The sequence below is a fragment of the Shewanella insulae genome, from assembly GCF_009831655.1.
Lineage (GTDB): Bacteria > Pseudomonadota > Gammaproteobacteria > Enterobacterales > Shewanellaceae > Shewanella > Shewanella insulae.
This window is the reverse complement of the sequence record NZ_WRPA01000001.1, coordinates 603534-624796: the sequence shown is the minus strand read 5'-3', so window position 1 is coordinate 624796 and position 21263 is coordinate 603534. Positions and strand designations below refer to the sequence as shown.

The following is a 21263-nucleotide window of genomic DNA, read 5'->3' as shown; positions in this document are numbered from 1 at the left end:
CAAAAACTGTGGAGCTTATGGGTGATGGGGAAGTCAATTCGATGTAAGAAGAGGCTTTATTGCTTATTTTCTAAGGCCTTACAACTAACCGGACAGGTGAGGGATAACTTGGCGCCCCCTAAGTGAGATGAGGAGATGGTCAGGGTACCACCATGGGCTTCGCAGATCTTCTTAGCCAGGGCAAGGCCTAGGCCTATGCCGCCTGAGTCGCGGCAACGGCTCTGATCGAGCCTGACAAAGGGTTCGAAGACCCTGTCTCTCTGGGCCATGGGGATCCCTGGGCCATCATCTTCGATGATAACCAGGAAAGCGGATTTTTCCTGGCTGAGGGTGATGAGCACCTGGGAGCGGGCAAAGCGCGCCGCATTACGTATGATATTGGAAAACGCGCGCGTAATTTGGGTGCTATCAGCCTTGAGCGAGTAATTGTCGTCATGGTTGGCTTCGAGTCTAAATGCCTTGTCTGGATAGAGGGCGGTGTTGGCCTCAATTAGCTCACCGAGCAACTTATTTAAGTTGACCTGAGAGAGGTGTAAGGGCCTGGACTTGTTCTCCATCTGGATAAAGTCGAGTGCCTCTTTGATCAGCTTCTCTAGCTCCCCGAGACCATTGTTGATGGTGTCGATGAGTCGCGTGGGCTTGCTTTGGCTAAATTGTTCTTCCAGCATGTCGAAGGCTAGCTGAACCCGGGCGAGGGGCGATCTAAACTCGTGGGCGACCGCTTGAATTAATTCACGTTGAGATTGAATATTCTGATTGAGCGAGGCGTTGATCTTGCGCTGATGATGGCGATTGACCAGCAGAAGAATGATGATAAACAACACGCTCAGGCCGCCTAGCCATACGTTACGTTGATAAGTATGTTGTGCCAGCTGGGTCTTCTGCAGTGCCTGGTCGGCTTGGAGCAGCTTGATCTGCTGCTCTTGCTGTTCGGCCTCGAAGTGACTGAGGAGAAAGGCCAACCTTTGGTCACTCTCGGAGTTAAACATCTCATCATTGACCTGCTTAAAGGCCTCCAGGCTTTCGAGTGCCTGAGCGGCTTGCCCCTGGCTCTTGTAGAGCAGGTAGCGGAACTCGTGAGCATCGCGAATGATGCGTTTATCTTGTAGCTGCCTGGAGCTGTCTAATGCCTTCGCACTTAAGGCGAGGGCTCGCTGACTATTGCCCCTCAGCTTCTCTACCTTGGCGAGTGTCAGTAGGCCGTAGGCACCTATGGAGACGATGCCGAGTCTGTTAGCCTGCTCTAAGCCCGTGGTGATCTGCTTAAAGGCCTGCTCAGGGTCATCGAGTTCGATATAGGCATTGGCGAGATCTATGTTGATCCTGGCCTCAAGCGCCGTATCCGGGATCGCCTTTGCCAGAGATAGGGCCTCTTGATACTGCAGCAGCGCCGATTCCAGTTGATGTTCATGTAGATGGACCATGCCGAGGTTTCCGTGGATCTCGGCGATGCCCTGTTGATCCTTGAGGGATTCGTAATAACCCAGAGAACGTTGCAGGTATGAGAGTGCCTGTTCGCTGTCTTTTAGATAGAAATAGGTGAGGCCGATATTGCCCAGGATCTGTGCCAGACCGGGAAGATCGTTGAGCTCCTCGCGAATCTTCCTCGATTGCAGTTGATAATCTAACGCCAGGCTGTAGTTGCCGCTGGTGCCATACATGTTGGCAATATTATTGAGGGAGACGGCGATGCTTTTCTCATCCCCCAACTCTTTCTGTATGTTGAAGGCACGCATGAAATAGTCGAGTGCCTTCTCAGGTTGCCCCAGGGTCTGATAGATGATCGCCATATAGTTGGTCGTGTTGGCGATGCCTCTAAGATCATTTTCTTGCCTGGCGATCTCCTGGGCCTGTTCGAAGGTTTTAAGCGCTGTCTGATAGTCGGCCTTGCGCCAATAGATGATCCCCTGCATGGTGTGCGCAGTAAACAATCCGCGAAGATCTCCACCGGTCTTGGCCAGTTGTTTGCTTTCGTCGGTTCGCTGCTGGGCCTTCTCATACTGGCTCAGCGAGACATATACCCAGGCCATGTTGTTCAGCACGGCCACTTTACGGACATCGTCTGGCCAACGGGCGAAGATGGCCAGCGCCTGTTCACCATAGGCCAGACTCTTGAGGGGATCGTTGTCGCGATAGTGTTTGACCAGAGCGGTGAGCAGCTCTCCCTGCTGAATTTCCGGCAGACTTGTCAGCTGCGTCTCTTGTTCCCTGATGTCGGCCCTTGCCTCGGGAGGAGCGATACGTGCGGCGATACCGACCAGGGTGAGGCTGATCAGTATGGTGAGCAGTAATAAGGCAATGGGCTTTAATCGCATCTAGCGTCAGTCTCCGACAAACAGGTAGCCTTTACCGTGAATCGTCTTGATACGCGTGGCGTGGTTGGGATCGTCGCCCAACTTGCGGCGAATGCGTGACACCCTGAGATCTATGGTTCTGTGAGAACTCTCATAGCCTAAGTCGCTGAAATAGTCTGAGATGGAGTCCCTGTCGCAGATCTCTCCAGGCCTGCTGGCCAGCAACCAAAGCAGTTCAAATTCGGCGGTGGTTAGTTCGATATCCTGCCCATGCTGTTGGATTCGCTGATATTTCTTATCTATGCTGAGGCCGTCAAACTCTATGACGCCCTCATTTTTAGTATGCAGCTTACTGAGTTTCTCATCAACCAGGGGTTCGGGCTTACGTCTCAGGAGGGCCCTGACTCTGGCGAGCAACACCCGGGAGCGCACAGGTTTTGCCAGATAATCGTCGGCGCCAGTCTCCAGGCCAGCCACCTCGTCGATATCGTTATTGAGGGCGGTCAGCATGAGGATAGGGCCGTTGTAGGTCCCCTCGATCCCGGGATGGCCATGACGGACCGCGCGGCAGATGGATAAACCATCCATATCGGGCAGCATCACATCTAAGATAACCAGCATGGGTTGCTCGCTAATGATGCACTCGACCGCCTTGGCACCGTTATGTTCTATCTTGGTCTTGTAGCCATTCATCTCGAGAAAATCGGCGACCAGGTTTGCCAGATCGGCATCATCATCGACAATGAGTATCCAATTATTATCCTTCACGATATCCCTCTGGAAGTTGCAATACTGTAAAAGCTTTATTGCGAGATATTATATAACACTTTTGTATTCTAATGTATGTTTATGTATATAAAACTTGTTGTGAAAGCAACAGTTAGCACAAATTCTGGCACACCAAGAGGCCAATGAGCCTATTTTAGAAGCTTATTTTAGAAGCTTATTTTCGAAAATTAGCCAGAAACCTCGCCAGCGGCATAAGTTAGCGACGTATTTAGACGGATTTTCATCTATGGGGGCTATAAAAAAGTTAAGGCTTCCCTGCCTTAAACCTGGAACCTAGCACCTAGCACTAGCGAAATCGGCTTGGTAAGCCTTTGCTAGTAGATTTACTTAGAGAGAGGCCCTCCTGAGATCAAGACTCTGCCTGGACAAAGGCTTTGAGGAAACCTTAGCGATTCGATGGATCTCGGTGTGATCCAACTGTGGATCATCCGGGATAGGCAGCTGGTCACTCCCCATATAGCTAAACCAGGTATTGCGCGAACTCGTCTTAGCCTGGTACAGCGCCATGTCGGCAAGATGAACCACCTGCTCCCAGCTAATCATATCCGCCTGTGCGGTCGAGAAGGGGTAGGGGGCGGCGCCGACCGAGGCGGTGATCTTTATGGTGCGCTTAGCGTCTAGCTCGATCTCCATCGATTCGATGGCGTGGCGGACTTTTTCCGCGAGCTGGTTTATCTCTTGGCGATCGACAAAGCGCGCCACCACAAGAAATTCTTCACCGCCCCACCTCACCACATAATCATAGTTGCGAAACAGTGTAGTCAGTTGCTGACCCACTTGGCTCAGCACACGATCGCCGGCCAGATGGCCATAGGTGTCATTAATGGGCTTAAAGTGATCGATATCTATGATGAGCGCCAACAGATCGGCTTTGCTCGGCGCCTGTTCGTTTCTTAGCAGCAAGCCGTCGTAGCAGCGGTCGACCCGATTCAAGTCCTGGGCGATCATCTCTTCGACGAAGCGGCGATTCTTCAGGCCAGTCAGGGGATCTCTGTGACTCATCTCCTGTAGGCGCAGGTTTTCAAGTTGCAGCGCCTGAGTGCGTTCATCGATCGCTTGCTCAAGTCGTGTCCTGGACAGGGTACTGGCCTGTCTGTAGACCCGCTGCATCACGAAGGCGATGGCAATTAGCGGCGCGAGATAGTGAAGTAGCAGATTCGGATAATGGGCTTTAAGCTCAACTAGCCATGAGGAGGCAATGCCGGGTGGGCGGCTAGGGACGTGCAGAGGTGATGCTGCGGCTCGGGAATTGGGGGAGTGGCCTGCGGAAGCCATACTCGATTGCGCCGGGGCAAACTGGAATTGTCTGCCATTCAGCTCAAGTTTGGGGCTTGCGGTGGCGACCATGCTATAGGGGGCGGCCAACGCACTAGCTATGAATGCATTAGGCATGAGTGCGTGAGGCATAAGCATAGATTGAGGCTGAGCCAGGCTAGTACTCGCCGCGACTTGGCTAGAGAGGAGTAGCATTAAGCTACAGGCAACGCATTTAGCTGTATTGAGTGTAAGCTGTCGAGAACGCCTAACCATAACCGGATACCTCTTATTTAAACGCTTTCACCAACGGGTATTTCATCTGTGGTCTTGTAGCGAATATGCTTGTTTTGCGGCTATCTGTTACATTGTGTATTCATATGTATATGAATGTATATTATGTGGCAAAGTTTGATTTTGCAATAGTGGCGTGGATTTAGTCGCCTAGAAGGTCAAAAGCAGGGGAGGTTAGAGGGGTAAGGCCATGTACCGACATGGAAAGATGAAACAGGGCGCCCGCTTTTCCCGGACGCCCTTAATGGTAGGGCTAACTTTAGCCCTGGCCTATTTACTGGCAGCGCTGTGACGCGCTAACAGGTTGGCGGTGACATCCTCTAGGCTAAGGTCTTGATCTTCAAGTAGTACCAGTAGGTGATAGATGAGATCTGAGGCCTCGTTGATCAGCTCCTCCTTGTCATGGGTGGCGGCCGCCAGGGCGGTTTCCAGTCCTTCTTCGCCCACCTTCTGGGCGATCCGTTTGGTGCCGCGCTCGAACAGGTGCGCCGTGTAGCTGCTCTTGGCATCTTGTCCCTTACGCGAGGCGATAAGATTGGCCAGGTTGTCGATAAAGGGATGCGCCTCGCCGTCGGGCCAGCAGCTTTCTCGTTCCAGGTGGCAGGTGGGACCATTGGGGATCACCTGCACCAGCAGGCTGTCGTTGTCACAGTCGCTGTCGATGGCAATAAGATCTAGGGTGTTGCCCGAGGTTTCGCCCTTGGTCCACAGGCGTTGCTTGCTGCGACTGAAGAAGGTGACCTTGCCGCTTGCCAGGGTCTGGGCCAGCGCCTCTTGGTTCATATAGCCCAGCATCAACACCTTACCCGTGAGGTGGTTCTGGACCACGGCGGGTAGCAATCCCTGCTGTTTGTCCCAATCTAAGTTGTTAAAATCTTCTAGGTTTTTCATCTTTATTCCTTGAACATATTTGGGCCGGTTACAGGCGCATCTGTACGCCGTTGTCGAGCAGGTATCGCTTAAGCGCCTCAATCTCTATGATCCCTTTGTGAAAGACGCTGGCGGCGAGGGCTGCATCTACACCCGCCTGGGTAAACACCTCGAGGAAGTGTTCCATGGTGCCGGCGCCGCCGGAGGCGATCAGCGGCACGTCGCAGATGGCACGTACCATGGCCAGTTGCTTGATGTCATAGCCTTGGCGAACGCCATCTTGGTTCATCACGTTCAGCACTATCTCGCCGCAACCTCGTCTCTGCACTTCTTCTACCCAGTCTTGGGTGTACCACTGGGTATCCTTGGTGGCGGCCTCGTCACCGGTAAATTGCTTCACCTTATAGCTGTTGGTGTCTGCGTCATAATAGGAGTCGATACCTATCGCGATACACTGGCGGCCGAATTCATCCTGCAGGCGGTCGATCAGGCTGGGATCGCTAAGGGCCGGCGAGTTTATCGAGATCTTATCGGCGCCAAAGGCCAGTTTTTCCCGTGCCTGGTCGATACTCTTGATGCCGCCGGCGACGCAGAAGGGGATGTCTATCTGCTCTGCGACTCGGCTAACCCAGCTCTTGTCCACCACTCTGTCGTGGGCGCTGGCGGTGATGTCGTAAAATACTAGCTCGTCGGCGCCATCCAAGGCGTAACGGGCGGCAAGGGGCACTATGTCACCGACGATCTCATGGTTACGAAACTGAACCCCCTTGACCACCTTACCGTCGCGGACATCCAGACAAGGGACTATGCGTTTGGCCAGCATGCGATAGCCTCCTTCACGTTAAAGTTATTGATGAGCAGGGCCTTGCCTATGATGATGCCGCTGGCGCCACTATCACGCACGGCGCTCACATCTTCCAGGGTGGCGATGCCGCCCGAGGCCTGCCACTGAATATCGGGATAATGCTCTGCAATCTCCTGATAAAGTTGGGTATTACTGCCTTGCAGTGTGCCGTCGCGGCTGATGTCTGTGACCAGGGCGTGCTTGAGCCCATAGGGGGCAAAGGTGGCGACCAGAGATTCCAGCGTCTTGCCGCCGCCACTCTGCCAGCCCGACACGGCGACTATTTTCTCGCCCGCCTCATTGATGTTCACATCCAGCGCCAGGCAGATGGTGTCGCTGCCGTAGGTCTCGAGCCAGGATTGCACCAGTTGCGGCTGTTTGACGGCGAGGGAGCCTATCACCACCCGCTTAACGCCGAGGTCTAACAGCTCCTTGACCTGGGCCTCGCTGCGAATGCCGCCGCCGACCTGAATATTGGCCTGGAGGTTCTCTACCAATGTGCCTATGAGTCGGGTCTGGCGTCTGTCTGGGTCCTTGGCGCCGGTGAGATCCACGATATGCAGCCAGGTGGCGCCCTGTGCCTGATAGGCCTTAAGCTGCTCGAGAGGGCTCAAGTCGAAGGTGGTCTGTTGGGCATAATCGCCCTGATAGAGACGCACCACTTGTCCCTCGATGAGATCGATCGCTGGGATGATCATAGGGTGTTCTCCTTCATGGATTTGTGGTTACCTGTAAAGCTACCGGCATTCATTTTCATAAAGTTTCTTAATATTGTGGCGCCCACCGCGGCGCTTTTTTCCGGGTGGAACTGCACCCCCATGAAATTATCTTTGGCGATGGCGGCGCTAAAGCCCTCGCCATATTCGCACTTGGCGATGGTGAAGTCGCCCAGCGGCGCCCGGTAGCTGTGAACGAAATAGACATAGCTACCCTCGGCAACCCCGGCGAACAGTGGGTGATCGCCTGGGCTTATCTGATTCCAGCCCATATGGGGCAGGGGAAGCCCCTTTGAATCGAGCCGCTCGATATTGGTGTCGATCAGCCCCAGACACTCACAGTCACGCTGCTTATCACCGCGCTCCTGTGAGGCCCTGGTTAGCATCTGCATGCCCAGACACACGCCGAGCACTGGCTGGGTCAGGCTAGATATGGTGTCGATAAGGGCCTTATCCTTAAGCGCCTGCATGGCGGCCCTGGCGGTACCGACGCCCGGGAGCACTACGCGGGTGGCCGCTTTTATCTTGTCGATATCGTCGCTCACCTCGACGTCGGCGCCGATCCGCTCGAAGGCATAACGCACAGAGCTTAAGTTGGCGCAGCCGGTATCTATGATGATGGTATCGGATTGGCTCATAGCACCCCCTTGCTCGATGGTAGGGCGTCACCCTCAACCTTCACCGCCTGGCGCAGGGTGCGGCCGAAGACCTTAAACAGGCTCTCGACCTTGTGATGATCGTTATCGCCCTGGGTAGAGAGGTGCAGGGTGCAGCGCAGGCCATCGGCGAGAGAGCGGAAGAAGTGGGGCACCATCTCGGTGGCCATCTCGCCCACCATCTCACGCTCGAACTGCCCCTCAAACTTGATAAAGGGACGCCCGGACAGGTCCAGCAGGCAGCTGGCACTGGCTTCATCCATGGGGATGCTAAAGCCGAAACGGGCGATGCCACGTTTATCCCCAAGAGCCTGTCTAAGGGCATCACCTATGGCCAGCGCCGTGTCTTCGACGCTGTGGTGATCGTCGATCTCAAGATCGCCATCGACGTTCACATCCAGCCTGAAATTACCGTGGGTGGCGATCTGGTCCAGCATGTGGTCGAAGAAACCGATGCCGGTATCGATACTGCTCTTCTGCTGACAGTCGAGATCGACAGTGACCTTGATGTCGGTTTCCTTGGTGGTGCGCACCACGGTCGCCACGCGATTCCCCCCAAGGAGCTGCTCGGCGATGGCGTCCCAGTTCATGCTATCGCGATTGTACTGTATACCCGCAATGCCCATGGTTTCGGCCAGGCCCAGATCGGTTGCCCTGTCGCCAATCACCGCCGACTGGGTAAAGTCCACTCGCCCCTCGGTGAGATAGGCCTTAACCAGGCCGAGCTTAGGCTTGCGGCAGCTACAGTTTTCATCGTCAAAGTGAGGGCAGATAAGCACCTCATCAAACTTGACGCCCTGGCTGTTGAAGATCTGCATCATCATATCTTGCGGCGCATCGAAGTCATCCTTGGGGAAGGAGGGAGTGCCCAGGCCATCTTGGTTACTGACCATCACCAGGCGGTAGCCGGCGCCCTGCAGTTTGAGCAGCGCCGGGATCACTTGAGGTTCGAACACCAGCTTGGCCAGGCTATCGACCTGCTTGTCGGTGACGGGCTCCTCGATCAGTGTGCCATCGCGGTCGATAAAGAGGATTTTCTGTTTCATCATGCTTCTACCTTAAATCTGTTTCTATCTTGAATTTTGTTTTAATTGAGTCGTATGTCTGGTTAGGCTCTTTGGCTGAACAGCGAGAGTAGGGCATCTGTCTGCTCATCACAGGTAAAGCTGAAACGTATGGCATCGGCAAGGGTAGGATCTTTGTAGGCCCTGGCGACCACACCAGCCTGCTTTAATTTAGCTTGCATCTCGCTTACCGGGATTTCATTAGCTTTACCAAAGTAGGCCAGCACGAAGTTGCCATAGGCGGGCAGTACCCTGGCACCCAAAGCCCTTAAGGCATCTGCGAGTCGTTGGCCATTGGCCTTGAGCTGGGTAACCTGGGTCTGCATCCGCTCAATTCCCTCTGCACTTAAGGCTTCTATAGCCAGCTTAGCCACTGGCAGCGGCACGGGATAGGGGGCGATCACCCGCATCACCATCTCTATTATCCCAGGGTTTGCCAGCATGAAACCACAGCGGGCACCAGCCAGGGCGAAGGCCTTGGACAGGGTACGTAGCACCACCAGGTTGTCGTACTTGTCCAGCAGGCTTGCCACGCTGTAGTCAGGGCAAAATTCGATATAGGCTTCATCCACTACTACCAAGGTATCGGGCAGGCTGCGGATCACCGCCTCGATGGCGTCCGGGGCGATCACTGTGCCGGTCGGGTTGTTGGGGTTGCAGATAAACACCAGCTTGGCATTACCCACCTGACTGCAAAGTTCTTGTGGCAGCTGATACTCACTGTTTAAACGCAGCGCCTTGACGCCCACATTGAAGGTCTTAGCACTGATGGCGTACATGCCGTAGGTTGGGCCGAAGCAGGCGATGCTATCGCGGCCCGGGATACAGAAGGTGCGGATCAATAACTCGATGGCCTCATCGGCGCCGCGGCTGGTGAGTACCTGTCGGCTCGACAGCCCGGCATAGTCGGCATAGCGCTGGATAAGCTCGGGTGGCTGACACTCAGGATAGCGGTTTAACCCTTCTAACTCACTGTTGTTAAAGGGCGACTCGTTGGCATTGATCCAAATCTGCCCCTCGCCGCCGATGCGGCGCGCCGACTGATAGGGCTCAAGCGTCAGGAGCTCGGGCCTAGCGAGACGCTCGGCGAGCGATGCTGCGTTAACACTCATCTTGGCTTCTACACTCATCTTATTTCTCCTCGCCCGTTAGCGTGGCAAGTCGCACGGCGACGGCATTTCTGTGGGCATCGAGCTGTTCGGCGCTGGCCAAGGTCATGACACAATCGCCCAGTCCCTGTAGCCCTTCTGCGCTGAGTTCCTGCACGGTAAAGCGGCGGCTAAAGTCTGCCAGCGACAGGCTGGAGACGGCGCGGCTATAGCCATAGGTGGGCAGCACGTGGTTGGTGCCGCTGGCGTAGTCGCCTACCGACTCTGGCGTATAGGCGCCGAGAAAGACCGAGCCGGTGGCGCGAATTTTACTCAGCACTTCACGGGGGGCGCGGGTCTGTATGATCAGGTGCTCAGGGCCATAACGGTTAGACACCTCGGCGGCCTGATCCATATCGGCGACCATCAGGGTGCGACTGGCGCTCAGCGCCTGAGTGGCTATCTCGGCTCTGGGCAGCTTTGCCAGCTGCTCGGCGAGGCTTAAATTAACGGCGTCTGCTAGGGTTTGGCTGTCGGTGACCAGCATCACCTGAGAGTCGGGCCCGTGCTCTGCCTGGGAGAGGAGATCGGCGGCGATGAAATCGGGGTTAGCCTTATTATCAGCGATCACCAATACCTCAGAAGGGCCGGCGGGCATGTCTATGCTCACCACGCAGCGGCTGTCCTGAGCAACTAAGCGTTTGGCCTCGGTGACATAGCGATTGCCAGGGCCGAAGATCTTATCTACCGCAGGTACTGACTCAGTGCCCAGTGCCAGGGCGGCAATCGCCTGGGCGCCGCCTATCTGATAGATGTCTGTGATGCCACAGGCCTTGGCGGCGTAGACGATGGCATCATTAATTGGCGGGGGACTGACCAACACTCGCTGCTGACAACCGGCTATCTTGGCGGGCTGGGCCAGCATGAGTACGGTGGAGATCAGCGGCGCGCTGCCGCCTGGAATATAGAGGCCGACCTTTTCGATAGGCTCGCTTCGCAGTTCGCAGCGCACCCCGGCTTGGGTCTCAAGATCGATCCCCTTGAAGGCCTGCGCCTGGTGAAAGGTCTCTATGTTGGCCTTAGCCTGCTCGATGGCGGCCTTTATTTGGCCATCGACTCGCGCGCTGGCGGCCTCGACGGCCTGGTCACTCAGACGCAGGGCATCGAGCTCGACCCTGTCGAATTGACGAGAGAAGGCTCTTAGCGCGGCATCCCCCTGGCTGGCGACTGTGTCGATAATATCTTTGACCTGCTGCTCAAGGTTGGCGTCGCCAATCAGCGGCGAGCGTGACAGGGCCTCTCGTCTTGCCTGGTCATCGAGGGCCTGCCAATCGAGGCGCTGCATCTGTGTGGATGTCATGGTGTTTGTCGTCATGGCGTTATCCCATCATCTTTTCGATTGGCATCACCAGGATGGAGCTGGCACCTAGCTGGGTCAGGGCCTCCATGGTATCCCAGAAGAGATCTTCGCTGCTGACCGCGTGGATCGCCACGCGATTGGTGTCATCGTTGAGCGGCAATACGGTCGGGTTCTCGGCACCTGGGAGTAGGGCGACGATCTGATCCAGTGTCTCGGTGGGGGCGTGCAGCAGGATATATTTGCTCTCCTTGGCGCGCACCACACCGTTGATGCGGGAGAGGAGCTTGTCGATCAGCGCCTGTTTGGCATCGCTCTGCTCATGGGTCGATTGGATGATGCAGGCCATGGAGCGGTAGATCACCTCGGTCTCATACAGGCCGTTGGCTTCTAACGTGGCGCCGGTGGAAACCAGATCGCAGATGCCGTCGGCGAGGCCAGCGCGGGGGGCCACCTCTACCGAGCCCTTGAGCATACAGTCGCGGTAGTTGATGCCTTTCTCCTGCATGTAGCGGCGTAGCAGGTTAGGGTAGGAGGTGGCGATACGCAGCCCTTCCAGTGAGCCGGCGTCCTGATAGGGAAACTCGGTCGGCACCGCCAGTGACAGGCGACAGGCACCAAAGTCGAGCTGGCGAAGCTTGATGCATTCGCTCGGCTTGTCCAGAGTCTGGCGCTCGATCTGCTCCTCTTCGAGGACGTTCTCACCTATGATGCCAAGGTCGACCACACCGTCCATCACCAGGCCAGGAATGTCATCGTCGCGAACCCGCAATAGGTCGATAGGCATGTTGTCAGAGTGGGCGATGAGACGCTGTTCGTTGACGTTAAACTTGACGCCACAGCTCTTGAGTAGCTTCTGTGATTCTTTAGACAGGCGGCCGGACTTTTGAATGGCGATGCGTAATCGATTTGACTCTGACATAGGATGTTTCCTCATTTGTTGATTCAATAAAATTGTTTAAATCGTTTTAAAACAAAATCTTAAGCTAAAAACTAAAAACCCCCGGAATTCCTTCCAGGGGTCTTAGATCGCTTTTGAATCAACCGCCAGAAGGAAATAGTCCTCCGGCAGTAAGCATCCGAAGGCTACCGCATATGATGGTGATGATGGATAGTATTCAAACGCTGTGTCATGTTCTGTCTTCTCTCGCTGTCTTTACTTGCTTTGTGAATTCGCGGGGGCTGGGTGTTTTGCCCTAAGTTGTATTTAAACTAATCAAGTTTTTCGGCGTATGCAAGCGCTAATTTGGGCCGATTGAAAATTATTCAACTAACGCCGCAGTATCCCCATTGGATCCCAATGAATTCCCGTTTATTTATCGCTGATGCTTTGTGGCTTGTACTGGGTAAGAAAATCCGCATAATGCCAGCATGTCATTTTAAACATTAACTATCATCAGCCATTCATTGAATAAACGACTGACCCAGGATGTACAGCAGGTATTCGCCCCAGGTGGCAGCTTAAGCCGTCATATTAAGGGCTACAGCTGTCGCGTTCAGCAGCAGACGATGGCGACTCAGGTGAGCGAGACCTTGCAAAAGGGCGACAACCTGGTGGTCGAGGCGGGCACGGGCGTGGGCAAGACCTACGCCTATCTGGTGCCGGCGCTGCTCAGCGGTAAGCAGATCATCGTCAGTACCGGCAGTAAAAACCTGCAAGAGCAGTTGTTTTTCAAAGATCTGCCCGCGCTGCTCAACATACTGGGAATAAGGCCAAAAGTGGCCCTGCTCAAGGGGCGCAGCAACTACCTGTGCCAATACCTGATGGAGAAGCAACTGAGTGGCGTCGAGGTGAACGATGGCAAGATCCTCGATGACCTGCTGCGTATCGATCAGTGGGCCAGTCAGACGGTGGATGGCGATATCGGCAGCCTCTACGCCGTGCCGGAAAACTCACCGGCGATCCCGCTGGTGGTGAGCAGTAAAGAGTCCTGCATAGGTAAGGCCTGCGATCACTATGAGGCCTGCTTCACCCGCAAGGCCCGCGCCAAGGCGCTGGATGCCAAGATCATTGTGGTCAACCATCACCTGTTTTTCGCCGATCGCATCCTAAAAGAGACAGGATTTGCCGAGCTGTTGCCTGACAGCGACGTGGTGATCTTCGATGAGGCGCATCTGCTGCCGGATATCGCCGTGACCTATTTCGGTCAGCAGCTCAGCATCAAGAGCCTCATTCGTCTGCTGGAACGTTTTAACGAACTCTATCGCACTCAGATGGCCGATTCGCCGCAAATTGGTGCCATGACGGCTCGCTGCCATACTCAGCTGCTTCACTGGCAGGGACTGTTGTTTGCCGGCGAAGAGCGCGACTGGCGCCGGCTTATCGGTGACAAGGCCTTGATGGAGGCGGCCTGGGCACTGGTCTCTGAGCTGACCGCCTATCGCACCATGTTGCTGGGCTATCTTGGTCGAAACGAGGCGTTCGACGATGGCGTCGAAAAATTCGATGGGCTGCTCAGCAAGTTAACCGTGTTTATTCAATGTGATAACCCAGATAGCGCTTACAGCATAGACTATGGTTATCAGCACCTGACTTTGAGGATCTCGCCCATCAAGGTGGCCAAGGAGTGTCAGTCGTTGTTTAGCCCGGATGTTAGTTGGATCTTTACCTCGGCCACCTTGCAGATCAATCGAGACCTGTCGCTGTTTACCAAGGCGATGGGGCTGGAGAAGGCTAGCACAAGCATATTGGACAGCCCCTTCGACTATCGGCGCCAATCCCTGTTTTGTGTTCCGCGCCATCTGGCTTCGGTCACCAGCCAGGAGCGGGCAGCCAGGCAGCTGGTGGAGGTGGCCGTGAAGGCGATAAACGCCGCCAAGGGCCGCACCTTCATGCTGTTCACCAGCCATCGCATGCTCAATCTGGTGGCGGTGATGTTACAGGGGCGGGTCGACTATCCGCTCTTGGTGCAGGGGCAGGCGGGCAAGCAGACCCTTTTGAAGAAATACCGACAGCTGGGTAACGCCGTGCTGCTGGGTACGGGCGCCTTCTGGGAAGGGGTGGACGTGCGCGGTAAGCTGCTGAGCTGTGTGATTATCGATAAGCTCCCCTTCGTCTCGCCGGACGATAACCTCTACAAGGCCAGGGCCGACGGGGTGCAGCGAGAGGGCAAAGATCCCTTCATGACCCTGTCGCTGCCCCAGGCGGTGATAGCGCTTAACCAGGGCGTCGGCCGTCTGATTAGGGATGAGAAAGACAGGGGCGTGTTGATCCTCTGCGACAATCGCATCGTCAATCGCCCCTATGGTCAGGCCTTTATCAACTCGCTACCGCCCATGCATCGCACTCGGGATCTCGACAGGGCGGTGAGCTTCCTGCAACAGATCGACTAGGGACTGCCAAGGCGAGCCGAGTTGTCCCTGGCTTAAGCCTCGCTAATGCAGCTTCATCCTTGGGCGCACCACACGCATCATCTTCTCTACCAACCAGAGGGCGAAGGTCTTGGCGACGCCATGAATCGCCTTCTGGTGCATGCGATAGAGGGAGATATACATGAAGCGGGCGATTTTACCCTCGACAAACATGCTGTCTTTGGTGAGGTTGCCCATCAGGCTGCCAACGGTGCTAAAGCGCGACAGATTCACCAGTGAGCCATGGTCCACATATTCATATTCGGTTAGGCTGAGTCCCTTGAGATCATTGAGAATGTTGCGCTCGACACACTGAGCCATCTGGTGCGCCGACTGCGCCCTTGGCGGCACGAAACTGCCGTCTGGCTGCTCGCAGGCGCAGCAATCGCCAATCACATAGAGATCGTCATGGCCCTGGGCCTGCAAGGTGGGACGTACCAAAATCTGGTTGGCACGATTTAAATTAAGTCCCTCAATTTGCTTGATAAAGTCCGGCGCTTTGACACCGGCGGCCCACAACATCAGATTGGCGGCGAACAGCTCATTTTCCGCCGTGACAAAGCCCTTGGAACTGGCCTCTTCGATGCGGGTATTTTGCCGCACCGACACGCCGAGCTTGGTCAGCTCGCGGGTGGCAGAGGCGGCGATGCGCTCGGGCAGGGCGGGTAGAATTCTTGGGCCCGCCTCGATGAGGGTGATCGCCAGTCTGTCGGCGGTCATCTTGCTTAGACCATAGCTCTTGAGCAGATCGGTCACATGATACAGCTCGGCCGAGAGCTCCACGCCGGTCGCACCGCCGCCGACGATGGCGATGTTGAGCTTTTGCTGTTCGTCGGATTGATGCATGCGGGTGAAGCTGTCGAGCAGGGCGTTATGAAAACGGTTCGCCTGATGGTGAGAGTCGAGGAAGAAGCAGTGTTCCTTCACCCCTGGCGTGCCAAAGTCGTTACTGATGCTGCCAACGGCCAGCACTAAGGTGTCATATTCGAGCTCTCTGGCCGGCAGCAGGGCCTCGCCCTTATCGTTGCTGATGGCGCCAAGCTGCAGCCGTTTGCCCTTAAGATCCAGCCCGGTAAGTTCGCCCAGCTGAAACTGATAGCCGTGTTTCACCGCGTGGGCCGAGTAGACCACGCCGTCGAGATCGGCATCGAGGGAGCCTGTGGCCACCTCGTGCAGCAAGGGCTTCCAGATATGAGTGCGGTTCTTGTCTATCAGCAGGATCTCGGCTTGCTGTTTCTTGCCTAACTTGTGTCCCAGTTGGGTGGCCAGGCCGAGTCCACCGGCACCGCCGCCCACAATGACGATTCTTGGGATCTTTGCACTCATTGACAACTCCTTCTATTGGGGGCCCGGCGTAGCTTGCGTGTCTGTATCATTCCGGCGTAGCTTGCGCGTCTGTATCATTCCGGCGCAGATGATCAGGCTACAGCCCATTAACTGACTCGGGGTGAGGTGCTCGGAAAACAGGCTCCAGCCGATGATCACCACGGTCACAGGTTCGATATAGGCCAAGGTGCCGAAGGTCGCCGCAGGCAACACCCTGAGCGCCTTAACCGCTAATAAGATGGCCAGAAAGCCTGGAAATACGCCGATGAGCGCCAACCAGAACCATTGGGTTAAGCTCGGTATCACGGCTTGATGAATGGCAAAGGGAAGCAGGCAGAGGGCGCCGAAACTCAACTGGATCAGTGTGCTCTGATAGGGGCTGGCACTGGCGGGCCGGCGATTGATCAACATGAAGCCGCTGTAACTTGCCAGGGCCAGCAGGGCAAAACCATAGCCCTTGAGTTCGGCCGTACTGCCCGTGAGGCTCTCTAGGCTGGGTAAGATGGCGACCACCCCGACAAGGGCGATGCCGATGGCGAGCAGATCCTGGCGCTTGAGCCGCTCTTGAAACAAAAAGTGGGCGCCTACCGCGCTGACCAGGGGGGCGAGGTAGATCACCATGACGGCGTTGGCCATGTTGATGTAGCCGATGGCTTGTACATAGAACACCATGAAACCGGCCAGCATGGCACCGTTAACCAGGTGCAGCTTACTGGGGCGATGTAATATCTGCTGCGTTTTGCCCGTGAGCAGCATGTAGGTGATGAGGCAGGCGGCGCCTATCAGCAGGCGATAGAAGGTGATGATGCTGGCATCGAGGTTGGCGGTGCGGGCAAGGGCGCCTATAGTGCCCATCAAGACGGCCGAGCCCAGAGCCATGATGATGGCCTGTGAATGTGACTGACTCGCAGTCAGGGCTATGTTTTGACTCTGCACAGCTATACCCTCGAGTAAGAGAAGGCTTATCGATATTCTGCCTGCGAACGGCATCTTTGGCTGAATGCCTAAAGCGGTCACGTTCAAAGCAGCCAGGCTAATGTGGTCAGGCTTATTGTGGCCAGACTAATGTGGCTAGTCTCATGCGGCTAGCCTAGTGCGGCTGGTTTTGTGCGGCCATACTTTACGCGCATCTTGCTATCGCTCTAATTTATCGACCTAATTTAGCGTCTTATGTTATCGGGTTTATCCTCGGCTGAAAATCGATATTTACATCAAAGAGGAAGAAAGCCTGGACGTCTATCAATCATCATTTTGTGAGGTGCAGTGAGCTTAACACGGCCTGTTTTGCCGAGGTTCCCGGATTCTACCTGGCGGAATTAGGGCTATACCTGGGCGGCTTTTACGTTATAATCGGCGCCATTCATCTTATGGTTTTGGCGATGAGGGGCGAGCGCCGTTGAATAAGCAGCGCAGCGCCATGGTATCGCAACAGATTTGGTTCGTTTTACATGCCGGAAAATAAAGATTTCTCTGCCCCTTTAAGTTTACTTGCGCTCGATACCTGCACCGAGTTCTGTTCGGTTGCCCTGCAATATCAGGGACAGGTGTTTGCCCGTGAGGCCGATGCGCCGCGGGAACACAGTCAGCGCTTGCTGCCCATGGTACAAGAGGTGTTGCAAGAGGCGGGGATCTCCCTCAGTCAGGTAGACGTGATCGCCTATGGCCGTGGCCCCGGCAGTTTCACCGGCATTCGTATCTGTACCTCGATGACACAAGGGCTGGCCTTAGGGCAAGATCTGCCCGTGGTGGGGATCTCAACCCTTGCCGCCATGGCGCAGGCCGCCATAACGCTCAAGGGAGCCGCGCAGGTCGCCACCGCCATCGATGCCCGCATGGGTGAGATCTACTGGGGGGAGTATCGCGCCGTCGATGGCCTAGCCAGCCTGGTTGGGGAAGAGCGAGTCTGCGCGCCAGAGGAGTTGTCGAGCCAGCTGGCTTTTGACACGCCGCTTGCCGCCTGTGGCACAGGCTTCGATGCCTATCCGGCGCTATTGACCGAGCAGATGAGCCTGGTTGAAGAGGCTAAGTTCCCACTCGCACGCTTTATGCTGCCGCTGGCCGAGGCGGCGGTGAAGGCGGGTCTGGCGACCGAGGTCGATCAGCTACAGCCTGTCTATCTGCGCGATACCGTGACCTGGAAAAAACTGCCCGGTCGCGAGTAATTTAGTGTAGGCTTGAAGCATAATCCCGTAACCAGACTGTCAGGAGAGAAGGGGGAATCACTTTGATGCAAGTTTCGTCATCTAACCTGATGCCTGGACTCTCTTCGAGCGCATCGGCGATTAGCGATGCCATCGCGCCCCAGCAAGGGGTGCAAGCCAACGTCATCGATGTGACGCCCGTTGGGCCTGCCGCAGCAGGGCGGGCTGAGCTTGATGCCAGCGCATCGATCTCCACACAGCTCGCCGAGCAGAATATGAGTTCGCTCGAAGACAGACTCAGCGCCAAGCTTGAATACGATCAACAAACCGGTGGCAGTCGCGGCGCCATAGGCCAATATCTGCTGCACCAACACGCCGCCCAGCGCGATGCCATCTCCCAGATGGTGGGCATAGACACCTATGTCTAGGTTCATGTTTAGTCTTCAATAAAGGAAGATGTTTCGGCGTAGCGCCAGCGTGTCTAAAGCGCCGGCTCTTAAGGCATCAACAACCTAAAGGATGGGTTCTCCAGTATGGCTTTTTCTATCGATTCCCCCTCTTCTCGCGCCGGTATGCCGACTCGCAGCCTCTTCATGGTAGAGCTATTGCTGGCGCTGGTGCTGACACGCATTCCCTATCTGAGCGTGCCCTTCAAGTGGCTTGAGAGTTATTTTCATGAGGTATCTCACGCCCTGGCGACCCTGTTTAGCGGCGGCATAGTCAGTCATATCGAACTTTATCCCAACGGCGCTGGCCTGTGTGTCAGCCAAGGGGGCTGGCCCGTGCTGATCGGCTTTGCCGGTTATTTTGGCGCGGCGCTCTGGGGATTGCTGATCTTTCATCTGGCTACCTGGGCCAAGGGGATCCGCGTCAGTTTTAGTTGTCTAGGATTGGTGGTGTTGGCAAGTATCGTACTCTGGGGGCGGGATCTCTTGACGGTCGCCATCTTGTTGATGCTGGCCCTGCTGTTTCTGCTGCCGTTAAAACTTAGTCACAGCCCGCTGCTCACCTTTGCCCTGCGGGTGATGGCGCTGATGGTGATGTTAAACGCGCTCGCTAGCCCGACCGTGTTGCTGGGCATGCCGGGACGAGGAGATGCCGCCATGTTGGCCGAGCAGACCTGGATCCCGGCCTGGATCTGGGTAGGCGTCTGGTTACTGACCAGCCTGACCATGCTCTGGCTCTGCTGGCGCAGGGTCGACAGTGCCAATCAAGTCGGCCCGCAAAAAGTGTAACCGACTGTATATCAGGTTTTATTTTATCAATTAGCCTGCTAGCTTAGGCCTTTCCAATAGCCTTATTTCAGGGAGAGAATCGATGAAATCCTTAACTTTAGCGGCCTCACTGGCATTAGCCATAGGCGTGGCGGCGCCTAGCCTGGTCAGCCCAAACTATGCCCAGGCCAGCGAGCCGGCTATGGTCAATCAACAGGTCACAGATGCGTTAAGCAATCCATTGCGCAAAGCGGCAAATGTTGAGCGAGACCAGTATCGTCATCCAGGCGAGACTCTCAGTTTTTTCGAGATTAAGCCGAGCGATACCCTGGTGGAGTTGTGGCCCGGCGGCGGCTGGTACGCCGAGATCCTAGCGCCCTATCTGGCCAAGGAGGGGCACTATATCGCCGCCAACTTCGATGCCAACCCGCCTGAGGGCCTAGAGGTGCCAGGCTATCGTATCCGCCTGGGCAAGGCGCTGGATAGTTGGCTGCAGAGCCATTCCGATAAGCTGGGACAAGCCTCTAGCATACCATTCGATCCGCCAAGACTCGTCAGTCTCGGCGCCCCCAACAGCGCCGATGCCGTGCTGACCTTTAGAAACCTGCATAACTGGGCCAAGGCCGGTGCGCTTGAGGAGGTATTCGCATCCGTCTATGAGGTGCTTAAGCCTGGCGGTACCTTTGGAGTGGTCGAACACAGGGCCAACCCTGGCATGGATCTGAGCACTGGCTACATGGTGCAGGATGAGATGATCGCCCTTGCCGAGAAGGCGGGTTTTACCCTGGTGGCTAGCAGTGAAGTCAATGCCAATCCAAAGGACAGCAAAGATCATCCTAAGGGCGTCTGGACCCTGCCGCCGAGCCTGCGTCTTGGGGAGCAGGATAAGGCCAAGTACCTTGCCATCGGTGAGAGCGATCGTATGACGCTGAAATTTATTAAAAAACCTAAAGCATGAATGATCCATTAGCGTCGCTGTGTACACTAAGCCAGGAGAGTGACGAGGTCACTATCACGCTGCCCCATATTCGCCTCGGTGGCCGTCTATGGGGCGAGGCGGGTAAGCCGCTACTGCTGGCGCTCCATGGCTGGCTGGATAACGCCAATAGCTTCGCGCCGCTCGCCCAGCACCTTGATGACTATCGGCTGCTGGCAATCGATTGGCCGGGCCACGGCGCGTCACAGCACAGGCCCGGCGGTTATCCGCTGCACTGGATAGATTACCTCTATGATCTTGAGCTGCTGATCGATGCCATAGTGCGTCATCAGCCGCTACATGGGGTGATAGGCCACTCGCTGGGGGGCATAGTGGCCTCGGCCTACAGCGCCGCCTTTGCCGAGAAGGCCGAGCGCTGGATCTTAATCGAGGCGCTCGCGCCCCTGTTTGAGTCGCCGGATAAGAGCAAACTGAGGCTCAGGCGCAGCTTCGACGCCCATCAGCGAGCGGCGACGAGTCAGATGGCGCCCAAACCTGTGGTGCTAGATGCTGCCGTCAGGGCGAGGCACAAACTGACCGGGCTGGATATGCCCTGGTGCCGATTGATCCTCGAGCGCAACTTGCAGCAAATGGAGGGTCACTGTTATTGGCGCAGTGACCCCAGGCTCAAGTTAGATTCGCCCATGCGGCTCAACTTTGATCATGTCAGTGGCCTGATGCAGGGCCACGCCGGCAAGGTGCTGGCGATCCACGCCACAACTGGTTATCCCTTGATGGGGAATGTGTCAGCAACCCGCGCAGGTTCTGGAAATAGTACTGAACATAGGACTGGCGATAGTTTGGCCGATTCGGTCGCCGCCTGGTATCAAGATCTCACTCAGGTAAGGCTCGAGGGTGACCATCATCTCCATATGGGCAATCACCTTGAGGTGGCCGCGGCAATTAAGGCATTTTTAGCGTGACAGCCCCTCGGGAAGAGATGGTAAAATTACACTAGGATTTTTACTCTAATTGTGTGATGATGTTCAAAATTAAAACGCCCGTATGATTTTTTGGGTGTTACCTACA

Annotated in this window: 19 protein-coding genes and 1 other annotated feature; of the genes, 6 read left to right on the top strand and 13 right to left on the bottom strand. The window is 55.7% G+C overall.

The window, feature by feature from the left end:
- Positions 1–56: 56 nt before the first annotated feature.
- From GNT65_RS02700 to hisG, 11 genes are all read right to left on the bottom strand, one after another.
- Positions 57–2315 (bottom strand): tetratricopeptide repeat protein, encoded by a 2259-nt coding sequence (locus tag GNT65_RS02700; protein WP_160793558.1) that lies wholly within the window; start codon positions 2313–2315, stop codon positions 57–59.
- 6 nt (positions 2316–2321) lie between these two features.
- A complete protein-coding gene (locus GNT65_RS20725) occupies positions 2322–3062 on the bottom strand; it encodes a response regulator (protein WP_160793557.1) in 741 nt (246 codons plus the stop codon).
- A 348-nt stretch (positions 3063–3410) separates the two neighbouring features.
- Positions 3411–4475, bottom strand: a complete 1065-nt coding sequence (locus tag GNT65_RS02690) for a GGDEF domain-containing protein (protein WP_160793556.1) — start codon at positions 4473–4475, stop codon at positions 3411–3413.
- Between the two features lie 426 nt (positions 4476–4901).
- Entirely contained in the window at positions 4902–5522 is a 621-nt protein-coding gene (hisIE, locus tag GNT65_RS02685; RefSeq protein ID WP_160793555.1) for a bifunctional phosphoribosyl-AMP cyclohydrolase/phosphoribosyl-ATP diphosphatase HisIE, read from the bottom strand.
- A 28-nt stretch (positions 5523–5550) separates the two neighbouring features.
- Positions 5551–6324 carry an imidazole glycerol phosphate synthase subunit HisF gene (hisF, locus tag GNT65_RS02680; protein ID WP_160793554.1) on the bottom strand — a complete coding sequence of 258 codons (774 nt, stop codon included), beginning with the start codon at positions 6322–6324 and terminating at the stop codon, positions 5551–5553.
- A complete protein-coding gene (hisA, locus tag GNT65_RS02675; RefSeq protein ID WP_160793553.1) occupies positions 6306–7043 on the bottom strand; it encodes a 1-(5-phosphoribosyl)-5-[(5-phosphoribosylamino)methylideneamino]imidazole-4-carboxamide isomerase in 738 nt (245 codons plus the stop codon). Before hisA ends, hisF begins: the two co-directional genes overlap by 19 nt.
- A complete protein-coding gene (hisH, locus tag GNT65_RS02670) occupies positions 7040–7699 on the bottom strand; it encodes an imidazole glycerol phosphate synthase subunit HisH (RefSeq protein ID WP_160793552.1) in 660 nt (219 codons plus the stop codon). Before hisH ends, hisA begins: the two co-directional genes overlap by 4 nt.
- The gene (gene hisB, locus GNT65_RS02665) at positions 7696–8766 is read right to left on the bottom strand and encodes a bifunctional histidinol-phosphatase/imidazoleglycerol-phosphate dehydratase HisB (RefSeq protein WP_181006111.1); all 1071 of its coding nucleotides are present in this window, start codon (positions 8764–8766) and stop codon (positions 7696–7698) included. Before hisB ends, hisH begins: the two co-directional genes overlap by 4 nt.
- 59 nt (positions 8767–8825) lie before the next feature.
- Positions 8826–9911, bottom strand: a complete 1086-nt coding sequence (gene hisC, locus GNT65_RS02660) for a histidinol-phosphate transaminase (RefSeq protein WP_160793551.1) — start codon at positions 9909–9911, stop codon at positions 8826–8828.
- Position 9912: 1 nt separating this feature from the next.
- Positions 9913–11214, bottom strand: a complete 1302-nt coding sequence (gene hisD, locus GNT65_RS02655) for a histidinol dehydrogenase (protein ID WP_160793647.1) — start codon at positions 11212–11214, stop codon at positions 9913–9915.
- A 34-nt stretch (positions 11215–11248) separates the two neighbouring features.
- Complete coding sequence (hisG, locus tag GNT65_RS02650) at positions 11249–12148, bottom strand: ATP phosphoribosyltransferase (protein WP_160793550.1); 900 nt, start codon at positions 12146–12148, stop codon at positions 11249–11251.
- Between the two features lie 68 nt (positions 12149–12216).
- Positions 12217–12337 (bottom strand) — a sequence feature (His leader region).
- Between the two features lie 296 nt (positions 12338–12633).
- On the opposite strand from hisG, the gene GNT65_RS02645 reads away from it, so the two are divergent.
- Positions 12634–14559, top strand: a complete 1926-nt coding sequence (locus GNT65_RS02645) for a DNA repair helicase YoaA (RefSeq protein ID WP_160793549.1) — start codon at positions 12634–12636, stop codon at positions 14557–14559.
- A gap of 42 nt (positions 14560–14601) precedes the next feature.
- On the opposite strand, the gene GNT65_RS02640 is transcribed toward GNT65_RS02645, so the two are convergent.
- A complete protein-coding gene (locus GNT65_RS02640; protein WP_160793548.1) occupies positions 14602–15903 on the bottom strand; it encodes an NAD(P)/FAD-dependent oxidoreductase in 1302 nt (433 codons plus the stop codon).
- Between the two features lie 12 nt (positions 15904–15915).
- Positions 15916–16839 carry a DMT family transporter gene (locus GNT65_RS02635; RefSeq protein ID WP_338091758.1) on the bottom strand — a complete coding sequence of 308 codons (924 nt, stop codon included), beginning with the start codon at positions 16837–16839 and terminating at the stop codon, positions 15916–15918.
- Positions 16840–17351: 512 nt separating this feature from the next.
- On the opposite strand from GNT65_RS02635, the gene tsaB reads away from it, so the two are divergent.
- The 5 genes from tsaB (at position 17352) to GNT65_RS02615 (ending at position 21157) form a co-directional block, all read left to right on the top strand.
- Positions 17352–18065 carry a tRNA (adenosine(37)-N6)-threonylcarbamoyltransferase complex dimerization subunit type 1 TsaB gene (gene tsaB, locus GNT65_RS02630; protein WP_160793547.1) on the top strand — a complete coding sequence of 238 codons (714 nt, stop codon included), beginning with the start codon at positions 17352–17354 and terminating at the stop codon, positions 18063–18065.
- 65 nt (positions 18066–18130) lie between these two features.
- Complete coding sequence (locus GNT65_RS20500; protein ID WP_181006110.1) at positions 18131–18472, top strand: hypothetical protein; 342 nt, start codon at positions 18131–18133, stop codon at positions 18470–18472.
- A 105-nt stretch (positions 18473–18577) separates the two neighbouring features.
- Positions 18578–19279 (top strand): M50 family metallopeptidase, encoded by a 702-nt coding sequence (locus tag GNT65_RS02625; protein WP_160793546.1) that lies wholly within the window; start codon positions 18578–18580, stop codon positions 19277–19279.
- Between the two features lie 181 nt (positions 19280–19460).
- Positions 19461–20216 (top strand): class I SAM-dependent methyltransferase, encoded by a 756-nt coding sequence (locus GNT65_RS02620; RefSeq protein ID WP_420853492.1) that lies wholly within the window; start codon positions 19461–19463, stop codon positions 20214–20216.
- On the top strand, positions 20213–21157 hold the full coding sequence (locus GNT65_RS02615) for an alpha/beta fold hydrolase (protein ID WP_160793544.1): 945 nt from the start codon (positions 20213–20215) through the stop codon (positions 21155–21157). Before GNT65_RS02620 ends, GNT65_RS02615 begins: the two co-directional genes overlap by 4 nt.
- The last annotated feature ends 106 nt before the right edge of the window (positions 21158–21263 follow it).

Coding starts and splice junctions, on each gene's coding strand:
- GNT65_RS02700 (WP_160793558.1), bottom strand. CDS start 2,315: ATGCGATTAAAGCCCATTGCCTTATTACTGCTCACCATACTGATCAGC.
- GNT65_RS02690 (WP_160793556.1), bottom strand. CDS start 4,475: ATGCCTAATGCATTCATAGCTAGTGCGTTGGCCGCCCCCTATAGCATG.
- hisIE (WP_160793555.1), bottom strand. CDS start 5,522: ATGAAAAACCTAGAAGATTTTAACAACTTAGATTGGGACAAACAGCAG.
- hisF (WP_160793554.1), bottom strand. CDS start 6,324: ATGCTGGCCAAACGCATAGTCCCTTGTCTGGATGTCCGCGACGGTAAG.
- hisA (WP_160793553.1), bottom strand. CDS start 7,043: ATGATCATCCCAGCGATCGATCTCATCGAGGGACAAGTGGTGCGTCTC.
- hisH (WP_160793552.1), bottom strand. CDS start 7,699: ATGAGCCAATCCGATACCATCATCATAGATACCGGCTGCGCCAACTTA.
- hisB (WP_181006111.1), bottom strand. CDS start 8,766: ATGATGAAACAGAAAATCCTCTTTATCGACCGCGATGGCACACTGATC.
- hisC (WP_160793551.1), bottom strand. CDS start 9,911: ATGAGTGTAGAAGCCAAGATGAGTGTTAACGCAGCATCGCTCGCCGAG.
- hisD (WP_160793647.1), bottom strand. CDS start 11,214: ATGCAGCGCCTCGATTGGCAGGCCCTCGATGACCAGGCAAGACGAGAG.
- hisG (WP_160793550.1), bottom strand. CDS start 12,148: ATGTCAGAGTCAAATCGATTACGCATCGCCATTCAAAAGTCCGGCCGC.
- GNT65_RS02640 (WP_160793548.1), bottom strand. CDS start 15,903: ATGAGTGCAAAGATCCCAAGAATCGTCATTGTGGGCGGCGGTGCCGGT.
- tsaB (WP_160793547.1), top strand. CDS start 17,352: ATGCCGGAAAATAAAGATTTCTCTGCCCCTTTAAGTTTACTTGCGCTC.
- GNT65_RS20500 (WP_181006110.1), top strand. CDS start 18,131: ATGCAAGTTTCGTCATCTAACCTGATGCCTGGACTCTCTTCGAGCGCA.
- GNT65_RS02625 (WP_160793546.1), top strand. CDS start 18,578: ATGGCTTTTTCTATCGATTCCCCCTCTTCTCGCGCCGGTATGCCGACT.
- GNT65_RS02620 (WP_420853492.1), top strand. CDS start 19,461: ATGGTCAATCAACAGGTCACAGATGCGTTAAGCAATCCATTGCGCAAA.
- GNT65_RS02615 (WP_160793544.1), top strand. CDS start 20,213: ATGAATGATCCATTAGCGTCGCTGTGTACACTAAGCCAGGAGAGTGAC.